The organism is Streptomyces sp. NPDC007346 (assembly GCF_040703535.1).
Lineage (GTDB): Bacteria > Actinomycetota > Actinomycetes > Streptomycetales > Streptomycetaceae > Streptomyces.
On sequence record NZ_JBEYKR010000007.1, the window covers coordinates 85,027 to 99,302 of the forward strand.

The following is a 14,276-nucleotide window of genomic DNA, read 5'->3' on the forward strand; positions in this document are numbered from 1 at the left end:
GACATGCCTCCGGCCGGTCCCGCCGCCGTGGGCAAGCACGGCGCAGCCCGGCACCGGGGGCGGTGCCGGGCGGTTCCCGTAGCCGTCGGTCTCAGCTGCTGAAGGTCACCCTCGCGAGACGTACCGGCCCACGCAGCCGCACGTGCAGATCGTGCACGCCCGACAGCGACAGGCCGGCGGTGGTGGTGGAGTAGGTGTACGAGCCCTCGGCGACGGGCGTGCACGACGCGAGGAGCGTTCCGTCGGACAGGCGCAGTTCCACCGTGGCCGGGCCGGTCGCAGCCACCTCCGCCGACGAAGACGAAGACGAAGACGAAGACGGCGACGAAGATGCTGGTGCCGACGCTGACACCGACGCCGTCACGGCCCCGTCCCCGAAGTCGCAGCCGCGGAAGACCAGTTCCCCGGTGCCGCCGTCCATGGTCGTCACCGCGTCGCCCGTCACCTTGGTCCGGTCCACGATCACGGTCCCGCGCTGTTCGTCGTAGTCCGCGGCTTCGAGGCCGCTGTCCAGTACGGGACGGGGAGCGGGCTCCTCCCCCTCGATCCGAAGGCCGGAGGTGAGCCGGATGTCCGTGCTGGAGGCGCCGACGAGGACGGCGCGCCGCCCCGTGTCGACCGTCCAGCGGCCACGAGTGACGTCCCAGAAGCCGAGGGCCTCGACGGGCACCTCGAACGCGAGCCGCTGTTCCGCCCCGGGCCCGAGGCGCACCCGGCGGTGGGCGACAAGCTGTCTGCGTGGCCTGGCCACGGCCGACTCCGTCGCCCGGACGTAGACCTGGGCGACCTCGTCCGCCTCACGCGTTCCCCTGTTGGTCACGGTGAAGGACACCTGGACGGTGTCGCCGACGCGCGCGGCCGACAGGGCGTCGTAGGTGAAGGAGGCGTAGGACAGGCCGTGGCCGAACGGGTAGAGCGGCGTGCCCTCGTAGTACAGGTAGGTCTGGCGGCTGCCGATGATGTCGTAGTCCAGCAGGCCGGGCAGCTCGGCGTCGGCCCTGTGCCAGGTCTGCGGAAGCCGTCCCGCCGGAGACACGTCACCGGCCAGGACCCGGGCGAGGGCCGTGCCCGCCGCCTGTCCTCCGTGGGCGGTCCACAGCAGGGCGGGCAGGGCGGCGTCCGCGTCGGCGACGGCGTACGGGTACGAGGAGATGAGGGCGAGCACCGTACGGGGGTTCGCGCCGTGGGCCGCGTGCCACAGCTCCGTCTGGTGGCCGGGCAGGCGGAGTGTGGTGCGGTCCTCGGTCTCGCGGCCGTTGATGTGCGGGTCGTTGCCGGCGGCGACGACGACCACGTCGGCGGCCGCGGCGGCCGACGCCACGTCGTCCACGCCGCGGCTCACGGTCACGATGTCGAAGACATCGCCGCCCCCGGCACCCCCGCCGTCCCCGCCGCCCCCGGTACCCCCGCCGTCCCCGCCGCCCCCGGTACCCCCGCCGCCCCCGCCGCCCCTGGTGCCCTCGCCGTCCCCGCCGCCCCCGCCACCCCCACCACCCCCACCGACCTTGAGGCCTTCGGCGGTCACCGCTACGTACCGGCCCGTGCCCACATGCCTGAGGAGGTGGCCCGTACCGTGCTCCTCCAGCCGGAACGTCTCCTGCACCACCCAGCCCCCGGGCCGGTCGGCCGAAGCGCGCAGGAGGCCGTCCTCGGCGACCGACACGTAGGCGCCGTCGGGGGCACGGAAGGTCAGCAGCCCGTCACCCCAGTCCACCAGGGAGAACACCGTCGGGTCGCCGCCCACGGTCAGCGGCGCCAGGTCGGTGCGACCGCTGAGCAGCGCCGGGTCGAGGGCCCCTTCGGCGTCTCGCGCCGTCGCCCCGGCCGACGAGGGCGGAACGCGCACCCAGCCCGCCGCCGTGCGCAGCCGCACCCGGTCGAGGCCCTCGGTGAAGGAGACGTTCTCCGTGCCGAAGCGGGCGCGCAGCCCGTCCAGGGGCGTGGAGCGGTGGATCAGCGTTCCGCTGTACCAGTCCAGCTTGCACTCGTCGGCGAGCGGCCCGACCAGGGCGATACGCGTGCCTTCGGCCAGCGGCAGCAGGCCGTCGTTCCTGAGCAGTACGACGGCCTGTTCCGCGGCCTCCCGCGCGAGCGACCGGTGCTCCGGCGTGTCGAACGCGGTGGCCTTCGCGTACGGGTCCAGTTCGGGATCGAACTCGCCGAGGCAGAAGCGCATCCTCAGGAGCCGGCGTACGGCCTCGTCGATCGTCTCCTTCCCGAGCAGCCCCCGGCCGAGCGCTCCGCGGACACGTCCGACGATGACGGAGGAGTCCTGGCCGTGGTCCGTGAAGCTGTCCACACCGGCGCGCAGGGCGGCGGCCGTGGCCTCCTCGTGGGTGTCGAAGTAGGCCTCGGAGTCGGCCAGGTTGGAGGGCGCGCCGGCGTCGGAGCAGACCACCAGCGGCTGGTCGGTCCAGGTCCGCAGCTCCGTGTTCAGCAGGGGGGAGAGGTGGTTGGGCCGGCCGTTGACGAGGTTGTAGGCGGGCATCACCCCGGCGACGCCCCCCGCCTCCACGGCGGGGCGGAAGGCCCGCAGGTCGTACTCGTGCAGGACCCGGGGGCGGACCGAGGAGGAAGCCGTGTCCCGGTCGGTCTCGTTGTTGTGGGCCAGCCAGTGCTTGAGGACCGGTGCGGTACGCCAGTAGACGGGGTGGTCACCGCGCAGGCCGCGGGTGTAGGCGACGGCGATGGCGGACGTCAGGTGGGGGTCCTCGGAGTACCCCTCCTCGTTGCGGCCCCACAGCGGGTGCCTCAGCAGGTTGACCGTCGGGGCCCAGACGTTGAGGCCGACCCGCGGATCGTCCGCCCGCATGGCCCGCGCCTCCTCGGCGACCGCCTCACCGACCCGGCGTACGAGCTGCTCGTTCCACGTGGCTCCGAGCCCCACCGCCTGCGGGAAGACGGTGGCGGGTCCCATCCACGCGACGCCGTGCAGGGCCTCCTGCCCGGTACGGAACGCGCCGACGCCCAAGCGTTCGACGGCGGGCGCGAACTGGTGCAGCATCGCGATCCGCTCGTCGAGCGTGAGCCGCCCGAGCAGGTCGTCGACGCGCTCGTCGAGGGAGAGGGAGGCGTCACGGAAGGACGGCCGGAGGTCGGTCACAGGGTTCCCCAAGGGTGAGCGAACTGAAGAGCGACATATGTTTCGAAGCGCTTCGATGCTGAAGGTGGCCGCAGGGGGTGTCAAGACGCAACCGCCCGGACTAGGCATTTCTCCGTGCTGGAAGGGGTCGTCGCGTGGTGCGCAACCAAAGCGAAACGAAAGAATTCCGGAGCGACTCTTGAACGGCTTGTCTTCCTCACTTAACCTCGCTGCAACATCGAAGCGCTTCGACTCCGCTGGTCGGACTCAGCTCCTCGCTTCGTGCGTCTCAGCTCGCCTCATGCCTCGCCTCATCGCTCGCCTCATCGCTCGCCTCATCCCTCGCCTCATCTGCCGACCCGCATGCGCACGGCCGCTCTCGAACGCCCGCCGGCTGCCCGCATGACGAAAGGGGCTATGCCATGCCCGACACCAAAGCTCCCAGCCGGAGAACGTTCCTGGGCTCCACCGCGGTCGCGGCGATCGCCGTCGCCGGCGGTGCGCCCCTGCTCAGCGCGTGCGGCGGTTCGTCCGGCGACAACCGCTCCGAGGGCGCCACCACGGGAAAGAAGCTCCAGGGCATCCTCCCGGCCTTCGTCGGGTCCGACGTCGTGCAGCCGGACGTGCCGAGCGCCAACGGTTCGGCGGTGGGCTTCACCACCGCGCTGCCCGCCGCGAAGCTCGCCGTCTCCGTGCCCGAGAAGCTCGGCCAGGGAAGCGCGGTCACGATCATGGCCCCGCTCTGGGGCACCTCGCCCAAGAACGGCAACCCGTACTGGGCGGCGATGGACGAGGCCATCGGCGTCAAGGTCAACTGGCAGAACCAGGACGGCAACACCTACGGGCAGAAGCTCGGAGCCGTCCTCGCCTCCAGCTCCGTCCCCGACGTCGTCGTGGTCCCCGCCTGGGAGCTGGGCGGCAAGATACCCAGCGCCATCAACAACAAGTTCGCCGACCTCGGCCCGTACCTGTCGGGCGACAAGGTCAAGGCGTACCCGAACTTGGCGGCGATCCCCACCGGCGCCTGGCAGCGGGCGGTCTTCGGCGGCAAGCTCCGCGGCCTGCCCATGCCGGCCAGCGACATCCCCAACATCGCGCCCTTCTACCGGAGCGACCTCTTCAAGGCCAAGGGCTACCAACCGCCCACCACCACCGAGGAGTTCTTCGACCTCGCCAAGGAGATCACCTCCGCCAAGAGCGGGGTCTGGGCCTGCGGCGACATGACCTGGGCGGCGTACAAGTTCTTCGGTGTCCTCGACGAGAAGCCCACCTGCTGGAAGCTCGTGGGCGACAAGCTGGTCCACCGCATCGAGACCGCCGAGTACCTGGAAGCGCTCGAATGGTCCCGCTCCCTGTACTCCGCCGGATTCGTGCACCCCGACGCCAAGGCCGAGAGCGGGGACATCGGCAACCTCTTCACCGCCGGCCGGGTGTGGATGTACAACGCGGACATCTCCGACTGGTACGGCAAGACCGTCGTCCAGCGGGGGGACAGCCCGGACTTCTCCATGGCCGCCATGGACTACTTCCACCACGACGGCGGCAAGCCGCGCCTCTACGCCGGTTCGCCCTCCAACATCTGGGCCTTCGTCAACAAGAACGCCGACGAGCAGACGATCCGCGACGTCCTGGCCATCGCCAACTTCACGGCCGCCCCGTACGGCACCAAGGAGCAGCGCCTCAAGGCGTACGGCGTCGAAGGGGTCCACCACACGCTCAAGGGCGAGGAGATCACCAAGACCGAGGCCGGCAACAACGAGGTCTTCGCCACCTACGAGTACATAGCGAGCCCTCAGCAGTTCTTCGCCTACCCCAACCACCCCGACGTCGCGGAAGGGATGGTGCGCTGGCAGCAGCGCATGGGCGCGTTCGTCACCCGGCCGCTGTTCTACGGCATGCAGGTGCAGGAGCCGAACCGCTGGGCCGAGCTCAGCAGCCAGTTCGAGGACCTGGAGAAGGACATCGTGCGCGGCCGGAAGAAGGTCGGCGACATGCAGCAGGCGGTGTCGGACTGGCGCTCCCGCGGCGGTGACCAGCTGCGCGACTGGTACCGGAAGCTTCTGGACGAGACCGGCGACCAGGCGTCCTGACAGCACCGGCCCAAGGGGGAACGAGGAGAAAGAACGTGCCGCAGAGCAAGGTGGCAGGTCCCGAACGCGCCGGTGGCGACAGCAAGAAGGGCCCGGCCGAGGACGGCCCGCCGGAGGACGGCCCGCCCGAGGACACGGACAGGGGCAGGGGCACGGACACGGACACAGGCACAGATCCGAGTACGGATTCGGGTGCGGATTCGGCGCGGCGGGCCAGCGCCCCCTCCCGCGCCTCCGAAGGCGTCCCCTGGAGGATCCGGCTGCGTCGTGATCGCACGCTGATCCTGATGACGCTGCCCGCGGTCCTGCTCGTCCTGGTCTTCAACTACGTGCCGCTGCTCGGCAACGTGGTGGCCTTCCAGGACTACGACCCCTACCTCGGCGGCGACGCCTGGCAGGCCATCCGCGAAAGCCCGTGGGTGGGGGCCGAGCACTTCGGCCGCATGGTGGAGGACCGCCTCTTCTGGCAGGCGCTGGGGAACACCCTGACGATCTTCCTGGTGCAGCTCACCCTGTTCTTCCCGGTGCCGATCCTGCTCGCGCTCCTCATCAACAGCTTCGTCCGGCCCCGGGTGCGCGCCGTGGCGCAGGCGGTGCTCTACCTGCCCCACTTCTTCTCCTGGGTCCTGGTCATCACCATCTTCCAGCAGATGTTCGGCGGCGCCGGCATGCTGTCCCAGACCTTGCGCGAGCACGGGTACGAGGGCATCGACCTGATGACCGATCCCGGCCTGTTCAAGTTCCTGGTCACCTTCGAGATGGTCTGGAAGGACGCGGGCTGGGGCGTCATCGTCTTCCTCGCCGCGCTCTCCGCCGTCAGCCCCGACCTGTACGAGGCGGCGGCGATGGACGGCGCCTCGCGGTGGCGGCGGATGTGGCACGTGACGCTGCCGGCCCTGCGTCCGGTGGTCGCCCTGCTGCTGGTGCTCCAGGTGGGCAACGCCCTGACCGTCGGATTCGAGCAGATCCTCCTCCAGCGCACCGCGGTCGGCTCGACCGCCGCGGAGGTGCTCGACACCTACGTCTGGAACGTCGGCATCCAGTTCGGTGACTTCAGTTACGCGGCGGCGGTCGGAATCGTCAAGGGAATCATCGGCCTCGGTCTCGTACTGGCGGCCAACAAGGTCGCTCACATGATGGGCGAGCAGGGGGTGTACAAGCGATGAGCACCGTGTGGGGTTCCACGCGCCGCGGGGGCTCCCGCGGCCGGCTGCGGCCGGTGTGGGAGGAGGAGCCGCGCCCGGCGGGTCTCGCGGCGAAGGGCACGGTACTCGTACTGGCCTGCGCGGCGATCCTCTTCCCCCTGTGGATCGTGATCGTCACCAGCCTGTCCTCGGTGAAGACCATCACGGAGGCCGGAGGGCTCGTCGTCGTTCCGCGCGAGATCACCTTCGTCGCCTACCAGGAACTGCTCGGCGGAGGCCAGGTCACCCGGGCGGCCCTGGTGAGTGTGGGGGTCACGACCGTCGGCACGCTTCTCAGCATGACGGTGTCCGTCCTGTGCGCCTACGGTCTCTCCCGCAGCGGATCGCTGCTGCACCGGCCCCTGCTGGTGACGCTTCTGGCCACCATGTTCTTCGGTGCGGGTCTCATCCCCACCTACCTGCTGGTCCAGGGGCTCGGCCTGACCGACACCTACCTGTCCCTGATCCTGCCCAGCGCGGTCAACGTCTTCAACATCCTCGTCCTGCGGTCCTTCTTCATGAGCGTCGCGCCCGAACTCCTCGACAGCGCCCGCATCGACGGCGCGGGCGACCTCCGCATCCTGTGGAAGATCATCATGCCGCTGTCCCGCGCGGTACTCGCCGTGATCGCGCTCTTCTACGCCGTCGGCTACTGGAGCGCCTGGTTCAACGCGTCGATCTACCTGAGCGACCAGAACATGATGCCGCTGCAGAACGTGATGATGCAGCTGGTCCTCAAGCAGGAACGCCCCACGGGCCTGGCGCAGGCCATCAACACCGGCCAGCTCTCGCCCCTGTCGATCCAGATGGCCGTCATGGTGCTCGCCCTGCTGCCGGTGGCCGTGCTGTCGCCGTTCGTCCAGAGGCACTTCAAGAAGGGCATGCTGACGGGCGCGGTCAAGGGCTGACACATCCACGGCGCCCCGGGCCCCGGCCCCCGAGGCGCCGTCGCACGGCGATGGGGTCGACGCGCCTCGCCCCCCTCCTCGCCGCCGTGTCCGTCCGCCCCTGACGACGGGCGGACACGGCGGTCCCGCTCCGCACCGCACCTGCACCTGCACCTGCTTGGTACCGCCCCGCACCTGCGCCGCACCTGTTCCGCTCCGTACCGCAACCGCAACCGCAACCGCAACCCCAACCGCACCTGCTCCGTACCGCCCCGCACTGCAACCGCACCGCCCCCGCTCCGCATCGCAACGGCCCCACGAAGAGAGGGTTACGTCATGTCCATGCTCGAACGTCGGCCCGGTCGACGCACGGTTCTCACCGCCGGTGTGCTCACGGGCCTGACGGCCTGGCCCGCGCTGTCCGCGCCCGCCGCCGTCGCCGCCCCCGTGCCCCCCGGCCCCGTACCCGCGCCCTCCGGAAAGGCGGGGGCAGCCGCCCAGCGCCACCGCTGGCGCACCGCGGTCATCGGCGGAACGGGGTTCGTCACCGGAGTCCTCTTCCACCCCCGGGTGCAGGGGCTCGCCTACGCCCGGACCGACATCGGTGGCGCCTACCGCTGGGACAGCCGCACGCGTGCGTGGGTCCCCCTCACCGACCACCTCGGCTGGGACGACTGGAACCTGCTGGGCGTCGAGGCCATGGCCGTCGACCCCCACCACCACGACCGCCTCTACCTCGCCGTGGGGACGTACGCCCAGAGCTGGTCGGAGAACGGGGCCGTACTGCGTTCGGAGGACCGCGGAGCCACCTGGTCCCGTACCGATCTGCCGGTGAAGCTCGGGGCCAACGAGGACGGGCGCGGCGCGGGGGAGCGGCTGGCCGTCGACCCTTCCGACAGCGACACCCTGTGGCTCGGCACCCGTCACGACGGGCTGTGGAAGTCCACCGACCGCGGCGCCACGTGGGCGCGCTCCACGTTCGGACCCGAGCCGGTGGAGGGCGGACAGGGCATCACCCTTCTCGTCGCCGCGGGACGGACCCTGTACGCGGGATGGGGCGACGGCGGATCCGCCCTGTACCGCCGCCGTGCCGACGCCACCTGGGAGCCCGTCCCCGGACAGCCGGAAGGCGTGGCGGCCCGCGTACCCATCCGGGCCGCGTACGACACCGGGACCCGAACGCTCTACGTCACCTACGCCGACGCCCCCGGGCCCAACGGCCAGAGCGACGGCAGCGTGCACGCGCTGAACACCCTCACCGGCGCCTGGAGCGACATCACCCCCGTCCGGCCCGGCGGCACCGCCTCCGAGGGGGCGCCCGACACCTTCGGGTACGGGGGCGTCGCGGTCGACTCCCAGCGGCCGGGCACCTTGGTGGTGACGACCAACAACCGCTGGGCGGAGGTCGACACGGTCTTCCGCTCCACCGACGGCGGACGCGCCTGGGAGTCCCTGAAGGAGCGGGCCGTCCTGGACGTCTCCGAGACGCCCTACCTGCGGTGGGGCGAGGCCCGGCCCAAGTTCGGCTGGTGGATCCAGACGGTCGCCATCGACCCCTTCGACTCCCGCCACATCGTCTACGGCACCGGCGCCACCCTCTACGGCACGCGCGACCTGGTCCACTGGGCCCCCGAGATCCGGGGCCTGGAGGAAAGCGCCGTACGGCAGTTGATCTCCCCTCCGCAGGGCACGGCGCACCTGATCAGCGGCCTGGGCGACATCGGCGTCATGTACCACGACTCCCTCACCGCCTCGCCCTCCCGAGGCATGGCCACCAACCCCGTCTTCGGCTCGGCCACCGGCCTGGCGATGGCGGCCCGGAAGCCCTCCTACGTCGTACGGGCGGGGTGGTCGTCGAGCGGCAACGGCGCCTGGTCGGGCAACGGCGGCAGAACCTGGGAGCCCTTCGCAGGCCGGCCGGACATCGCGGAAACGGCCCCCGGCCCCCTCGCGACCGGCGCGGACGGCGGCGTCCTGCTGTGGTCGTTCGTCCACTGGGACGGCTCCACGTACGCCGCTCACCGCTCGGCCGACAACGGCGCCACCTGGGCGGAAGTGCCCACCTTCCCGCCGGGCGCCACGCCGGTCGCCGACCCGGTGGACCCGCGCCGCTTCTACGCCTACGACACGGTGAACGGCACCGTTCTCCGGTCGGACGACGCCGGACGGACCTTCACCGCCGCCGCCACCGGTCTGCCGGCGGGCGACAGCCAGTTCCGTCTGGCCGCCACCCCCGACCGGAGCGGTCACCTCTGGCTCTCCGCCAAGTGGAACGGTCTGTACCGGTCCGTCGACGGCGGTCGCACCTTCACCAAGGTCCTCAGCTGCTGGGCCTCCTACACCCTGGGCTTCGGCAAGGCCGCTGCCGGCGCGGACCATCCGGCGATCTTCCAGGTCGGCGCCACCGACGAGATCACCGCAGTCCTGCGCTCCGACGACGAGGGCGCCTCCTGGATCCGCGTCAACGACGACGCACACCAGTGGGGGTGGATCGGCGAGACGATCACCGGTGATCCCCGCATTTACGGCCGCGTCTACCTCGGCACGAACGGCCGGGGCATCCAGTACGCGGATCCTGTCTGAACTGTCTGAACTGCCTGGCCCGTTCGACTCACCCGACCCGTCCGACCCGGCCGACAACCTCCTCCCCCCGTGACGAAGCGAGTCCCCGCATGCCTTCCCTCAACGACGCCACCGGTCCGCACATCCTCCTGGGTGGTGACTACAACCCGGAGCAGTGGCCCGAGGAGACGTGGCTCGACGACGTGCGGCTGATGAAGGAGGCCGGGGTCACCTCCGTCACCGTCGGGGTGTTCTCCTGGGCGAAGCTCGAACCCCGCCCGGGAGAACGCCACTTCGGCTGGCTGGACCGGCTCATGGACCTGTTGGGCCACCACGGCATCGGAGTCGTCCTCGCCACCCCCACGGCCTCACCGCCGCCGTGGATGGGCTCCCTCCACCCCGAGACCCTGCCGCGCGGTGAGGACGGGTCCGTCGTCTGGTACGGGTCGCGACAGCACTTCTGCCCCAGCTCACCCGTCTACCGGGCGTACGCGGCGGCCATCACCAGGGACCTCGCCGCGCGTTACGGTGACCACCCGGCTCTGCGCATGTGGCACATCAACAACGAGTTCTGCACCTTCTGCTGGTGCGACGAGACCGCACGGCACTTCCGGCGATGGCTGCGCCACAGGTACGCCACGATCGACGCCCTGAACGAGGCGTGGGGGACTGCCTTCTGGAGCCAGCGCTACGACACGTGGGAGCAGATCATCCCACCGCGCAAGGCCCAGTACCTGCGCAACCCCACCTGCACGCTCGATTTCCGGCGGTTCACCTCCGACGCCCTCCTGGAGTGCTACACCGCCGAGCGCGACATCGTCGCCGCGCACACGCCCCACATCCCCGTCACCACCAACTTCATGCCGTTCTGGACCGGGCAGGACGCGTGGAAGTGGGCCCAGGAGGAGGACGTGGTCTCCGTCGACATCTACCCGGACCCCACCGATCCGCATGCCGGCCAGTACGGGGCCATGATCCAGGACATGACCCGCTCGCAGGCGCGTGGGCCGTGGATGGTGATGGAGCAGGCGACGGGCGCGGTGAACTTCCGGGGCGTCAACGTGCCCAAGCCGCGTGGCCTCGGCCGGCTCTGGTCCCTCCAGGCCGTCGCCCGGGGTGCGGACGCCGTCTGCCACTTCCAGTGGAGGCAGTCGCGGCAGGGCGCGGAGAAGTTCCACTCGGCCATGGTCTCGCACGCGGGTGAACACGGCCGGGCCTTCCAGGAGATCAAACAGATCGGTGCCGAACTGTCCCGCTGGGGAGAGCGCGTCGCGGGCACGCACGTCACCTCGGAGGTGGCGATCCTCCACGACTGGGACTCCTGGTGGGCCGACGAACAGGAAGGCCGCCCGTCCTCGGAGGTGCACTACCCCACCGTCGTACGAGCCTGGCACCGGGCCCTGTGGGACGCGAGTGTCACCACCGATTTCGCCCACCCTGAGCACGACCTGAGCCGCTACCGCCTGGTCGTCGTGCCGCACCTGTACCTGCTGACCGACGCCGCTGTCGACAACCTCGTCGCCTACGTACGCGGTGGGGGCACCCTCGTGTGCGGGTTCATGACCGGCGCCGCGGACCAGGACGACCGTATCCGTCCCGGCGGCATGGACGAACGCCTGCGTGATCTGTTCGGTATCCGCCTCGTCCACGAGTGGTGGCCGCTGCCGGCGGGCGAGAAGGTGACGTGCGACGGCCTCCACACCTTTGAGGGAACCCTCTGGGCGGAGGAACTGGAGCTGTCGGCAGCCGAGACCGTCGCCACCTATCGAAGCGGTGAGCTGGTCGGCATGCCCGCCGTGCTGCGTAACGGACGTGCCTGGTACGTCTCCACGCTGCCCGAGCCGACCGCCCTCAGCGAGCTGCTCGCCACCGTCGCGAACGAGGCGGGCGCCCGTCCCGTCCTGGAGAACCGGCCGCCCGGCCTCGAAGCGATCCGCCGAGGTGACGTGCTCTTCCTGCTCAACCACGCTCCCGGGCCGATCACCGTCGCCCTGCCGGACAAGGACCGGTACCGGGAGCTGATCACGGGCGACCGGGTGGACGGCTCTGTCCGCCTGGAGCGCCACGGCGTGGCGGTCCTTGAGGCCCTTGAGGCCCTGGAAGCCCCGGAGGTTCTGGCATGAGGCACGGGACGTGGGAGCCCCAGCCCGCCCGGCGATGGGAGGACGCCTTCCTCAGCGGCAACGGCAGGCACGGTGCCATGGTGTTCGGCGACCCGGCCGACGAACGCGTCGTCGTCAACCACCACACCCTGGTCCGCCCCAACGGCAGCGAAGGGGTCGGCCCGCCGGCTCTCGCCGCCGAACTCCCCGCTCTCCGGGCCGCCCTCCTGGCAGGCGACACCAGGGCGCCGGAGGACTTCGGCGCGCGGTACCCGCACCTGTGGGTGCAGCCCTTCCACCCCGCCTTCCAGGTCCGCGTACGACGCAGAGGGGCGGGAGAGGAGCCGGGCTACCGCAGGCAGGTGGACTTCACCACCGGGCACGTGAGCGCGATGAACGACGGCTGGCGCAGCGATGTCTTCGTCTCACGCACCGACGACGTGATCGTTCACCGGGTGACCGGCCGGCCGGGTGGGCTGAGCGCCGACGTCAGCCTTGACGAGCGCCTGGCCGGGCTGCCCGACGGGCTGAGCTTCGCCCGCTCGGTGGTGTGCGAGGCCGTGGGCGGTGCTGTGGGCGAGGCCGTGGGCGAGGCGGTGTGCGGGGCTGTGTGCGAGAAGGACGGGCACTACGACGCCAGGGCTGTACTGACTCTGCGCACCGAGTACGCGAACGGGCGGACAGCCTTCACGGGAACGACCCTCGTGGCCGTCGCCGGCGGCCGGGCGGACGCGGCCGGCGACAGCCTGCGGATCACCGGAGCCTCCGCGATCCTGCTGCTGACCCGGGTGGAGCGGCACCCTGCCGAAAGCGACCCCGGCGCCGCGCACGCCGCCGCACTGCGCGCACTGCTCAAAGCGGACCCGGGCGGCCTCGGCGGGGCTGCCGGGGCTGTCCTTCCCGGCCCACCGGATGTCACCGGCCCGGTGTACTCACGGCTCCTGGCCCGTCACCTTCCCGCCCACCGTGACGCCTACCTACGCGCCGAACTCATCCTGACGGCGGACCCGGCGGAGAGAGAGCTGCCGGGCAGCGCGCTGCTGCGCCGGCCGGACAGTCCGGCGCTCCTCGAACGCCTCTTCGCGGCGGGCCGCTACCATCTCCTCTCGTCCAGCGGCATGCTGCCACCCCGCCTCACCGGCCTCTGGACGGGCGACTGGGACACCGCCTGGTCCGGCGCCTTCACCACCAACGCGAACCTCAACCTCCAGGTGTCCTCCGCCGCCGCCGGGGCGTTGCCCGAGGTGTCCCGGGCCCACGCGGAACTGGTACGCGGCCAGCTGGCCGACTGGCGCGACAACGCTCGCGCGATATTCGGTGCCCGCGGCATCGTCGCCCCGTCGCACACCGACGGGGAGAGCGGTCACACCCGTCACTTCGAACGCGCCTACCCCCTGCACCTGTGGACCGCGGGCGCCGACTGGCTGCTCCACCCCCTGGTCGACGAAGTCCTCACCAGCGGCCGTCCCGACCCCTGGCTTCCGGCCGCCCTGGTCGAGGCCGCCCAGTTCTACGAGGACTTCCTCGTCAGCCGCGGCCCCGACGCCCCCGTGGCGGTGGTCCCCTCGTACTCGCCCGAGAACCGGCCCGCCAACGCGAGCTGGGGCACCGTCGACGCCACCATGGACATCGCCGCAGCCCGGCACGCCCTGACCACCGCCGCCACCTGCCACCCCGGCCACCCCGGCGCCCCGCGGTGGCGAGCCCTCGCCGACCGGCTTCCCCCCTACCGGATCAACGAAGACGGAGCACTCGCCGAATGGGCCGGTCAGGAGCTGGAGGAGACGTACGACCACCGGCACATCAGCCACCTCTACCCGGTGTGGCCGCTCGACGAGATCAACCCGTACGACACTCCGGCCCTGGCGGCGGCCGCCCACCGCGCCCTCGAACTGCGCGGTACGGAGAACGATTCGGCGCACGGCCGCCTGCACACCGCCCTGGTCGCCGCCCGGCTGCGTGACCAGGAGCTTGCGGGCGGAGCGCTCCGCCACGTACTGCACGGCGACTACTTCCACGACTCACTGATGAGCGCCCACTACCCGGGCCGGGACGTGTACAACGCGGATGCCGCGCACACCCTGCCCGCCGTGCTCATCGAGTGCCTGGTCCAGTCGTCCCCCGACCGGCTGGTGCTGCTGCCCTCGGTGCCGCGGGAGTGTGCCGAAGGCACCTTGAGCGGGATCCGTACGCGATTCGGGGCGCGGCTCGACCTGCGGTGGTCCGGGGAGCGGGCCACCGCCCTGCTGTGGCCGTCGAGCGACCGCACGATCGACGTGGTCGCGGGGAGCGACCACTACGCCCTGACGCTCGTCGCCGGCGAGCAGCACGTTCTCTCCGTCCCCAGGAGCACGTGACCCGCACGGCAC

7 protein-coding genes are annotated in these 14,276 nt (G+C 71.2%); 6 read left to right on the forward strand and 1 reads right to left on the reverse strand.

Annotated elements, in window-relative coordinates; translation table 11 throughout:
• Nucleotides 1-91 precede the first annotated feature (91 nt).
• A complete protein-coding gene (locus AB0917_RS04195) occupies nucleotides 92-3,103 on the reverse strand; it encodes a glycoside hydrolase family 3 C-terminal domain-containing protein (RefSeq protein WP_366817904.1) in 3,012 nt (1,003 codons plus the stop codon).
• A 401-nt stretch (nucleotides 3,104-3,504) separates the two neighbouring features.
• On the opposite strand from AB0917_RS04195, the gene AB0917_RS04200 reads away from it, so the two are divergent.
• The 6 genes from AB0917_RS04200 to AB0917_RS04225 all read left to right on the forward strand — a co-directional run bounded on the left by AB0917_RS04200 (nucleotide 3,505) and on the right by AB0917_RS04225 (nucleotide 14,264).
• On the forward strand, nucleotides 3,505-5,172 hold the full coding sequence (locus AB0917_RS04200; RefSeq protein WP_366817905.1) for an extracellular solute-binding protein: 1,668 nt from the start codon (nucleotides 3,505-3,507) through the stop codon (nucleotides 5,170-5,172).
• A 35-nt stretch (nucleotides 5,173-5,207) separates the two neighbouring features.
• Complete coding sequence (locus AB0917_RS04205; RefSeq protein WP_366817906.1) at nucleotides 5,208-6,338, forward strand: ABC transporter permease subunit; 1,131 nt, start codon at nucleotides 5,208-5,210, stop codon at nucleotides 6,336-6,338.
• Nucleotides 6,335-7,264 carry a carbohydrate ABC transporter permease gene (locus AB0917_RS04210; protein ID WP_366817907.1) on the forward strand — a complete coding sequence of 310 codons (930 nt, stop codon included), beginning with the start codon at nucleotides 6,335-6,337 and terminating at the stop codon, nucleotides 7,262-7,264. The genes AB0917_RS04205 and AB0917_RS04210 overlap by 4 nt, the downstream gene beginning before the upstream one ends.
• Before the next feature lie 321 nt (nucleotides 7,265-7,585).
• Complete coding sequence (locus AB0917_RS04215; protein WP_366817930.1) at nucleotides 7,586-9,826, forward strand: 1,4-beta-glucanase; 2,241 nt, start codon at nucleotides 7,586-7,588, stop codon at nucleotides 9,824-9,826.
• Between the two features lie 89 nt (nucleotides 9,827-9,915).
• A complete protein-coding gene (locus tag AB0917_RS04220) occupies nucleotides 9,916-11,928 on the forward strand; it encodes a beta-galactosidase (protein ID WP_366817908.1) in 2,013 nt (670 codons plus the stop codon).
• Nucleotides 11,925-14,264, forward strand: a complete 2,340-nt coding sequence (locus AB0917_RS04225) for a glycoside hydrolase N-terminal domain-containing protein (protein ID WP_366817909.1) — start codon at nucleotides 11,925-11,927, stop codon at nucleotides 14,262-14,264. The genes AB0917_RS04220 and AB0917_RS04225 overlap by 4 nt, the downstream gene beginning before the upstream one ends.
• Nucleotides 14,265-14,276 lie beyond the last annotated feature (12 nt).

Coding starts and splice junctions, on each gene's coding strand:
- AB0917_RS04200 (WP_366817905.1), top strand. CDS start 3,505: ATGCCCGACACCAAAGCTCCCAGCCGGAGAACGTTCCTGGGCTCCACC.
- AB0917_RS04210 (WP_366817907.1), top strand. CDS start 6,335: ATGAGCACCGTGTGGGGTTCCACGCGCCGCGGGGGCTCCCGCGGCCGG.
- AB0917_RS04215 (WP_366817930.1), top strand. CDS start 7,586: ATGCTCGAACGTCGGCCCGGTCGACGCACGGTTCTCACCGCCGGTGTG.
- AB0917_RS04220 (WP_366817908.1), top strand. CDS start 9,916: ATGCCTTCCCTCAACGACGCCACCGGTCCGCACATCCTCCTGGGTGGT.
- AB0917_RS04225 (WP_366817909.1), top strand. CDS start 11,925: ATGAGGCACGGGACGTGGGAGCCCCAGCCCGCCCGGCGATGGGAGGAC.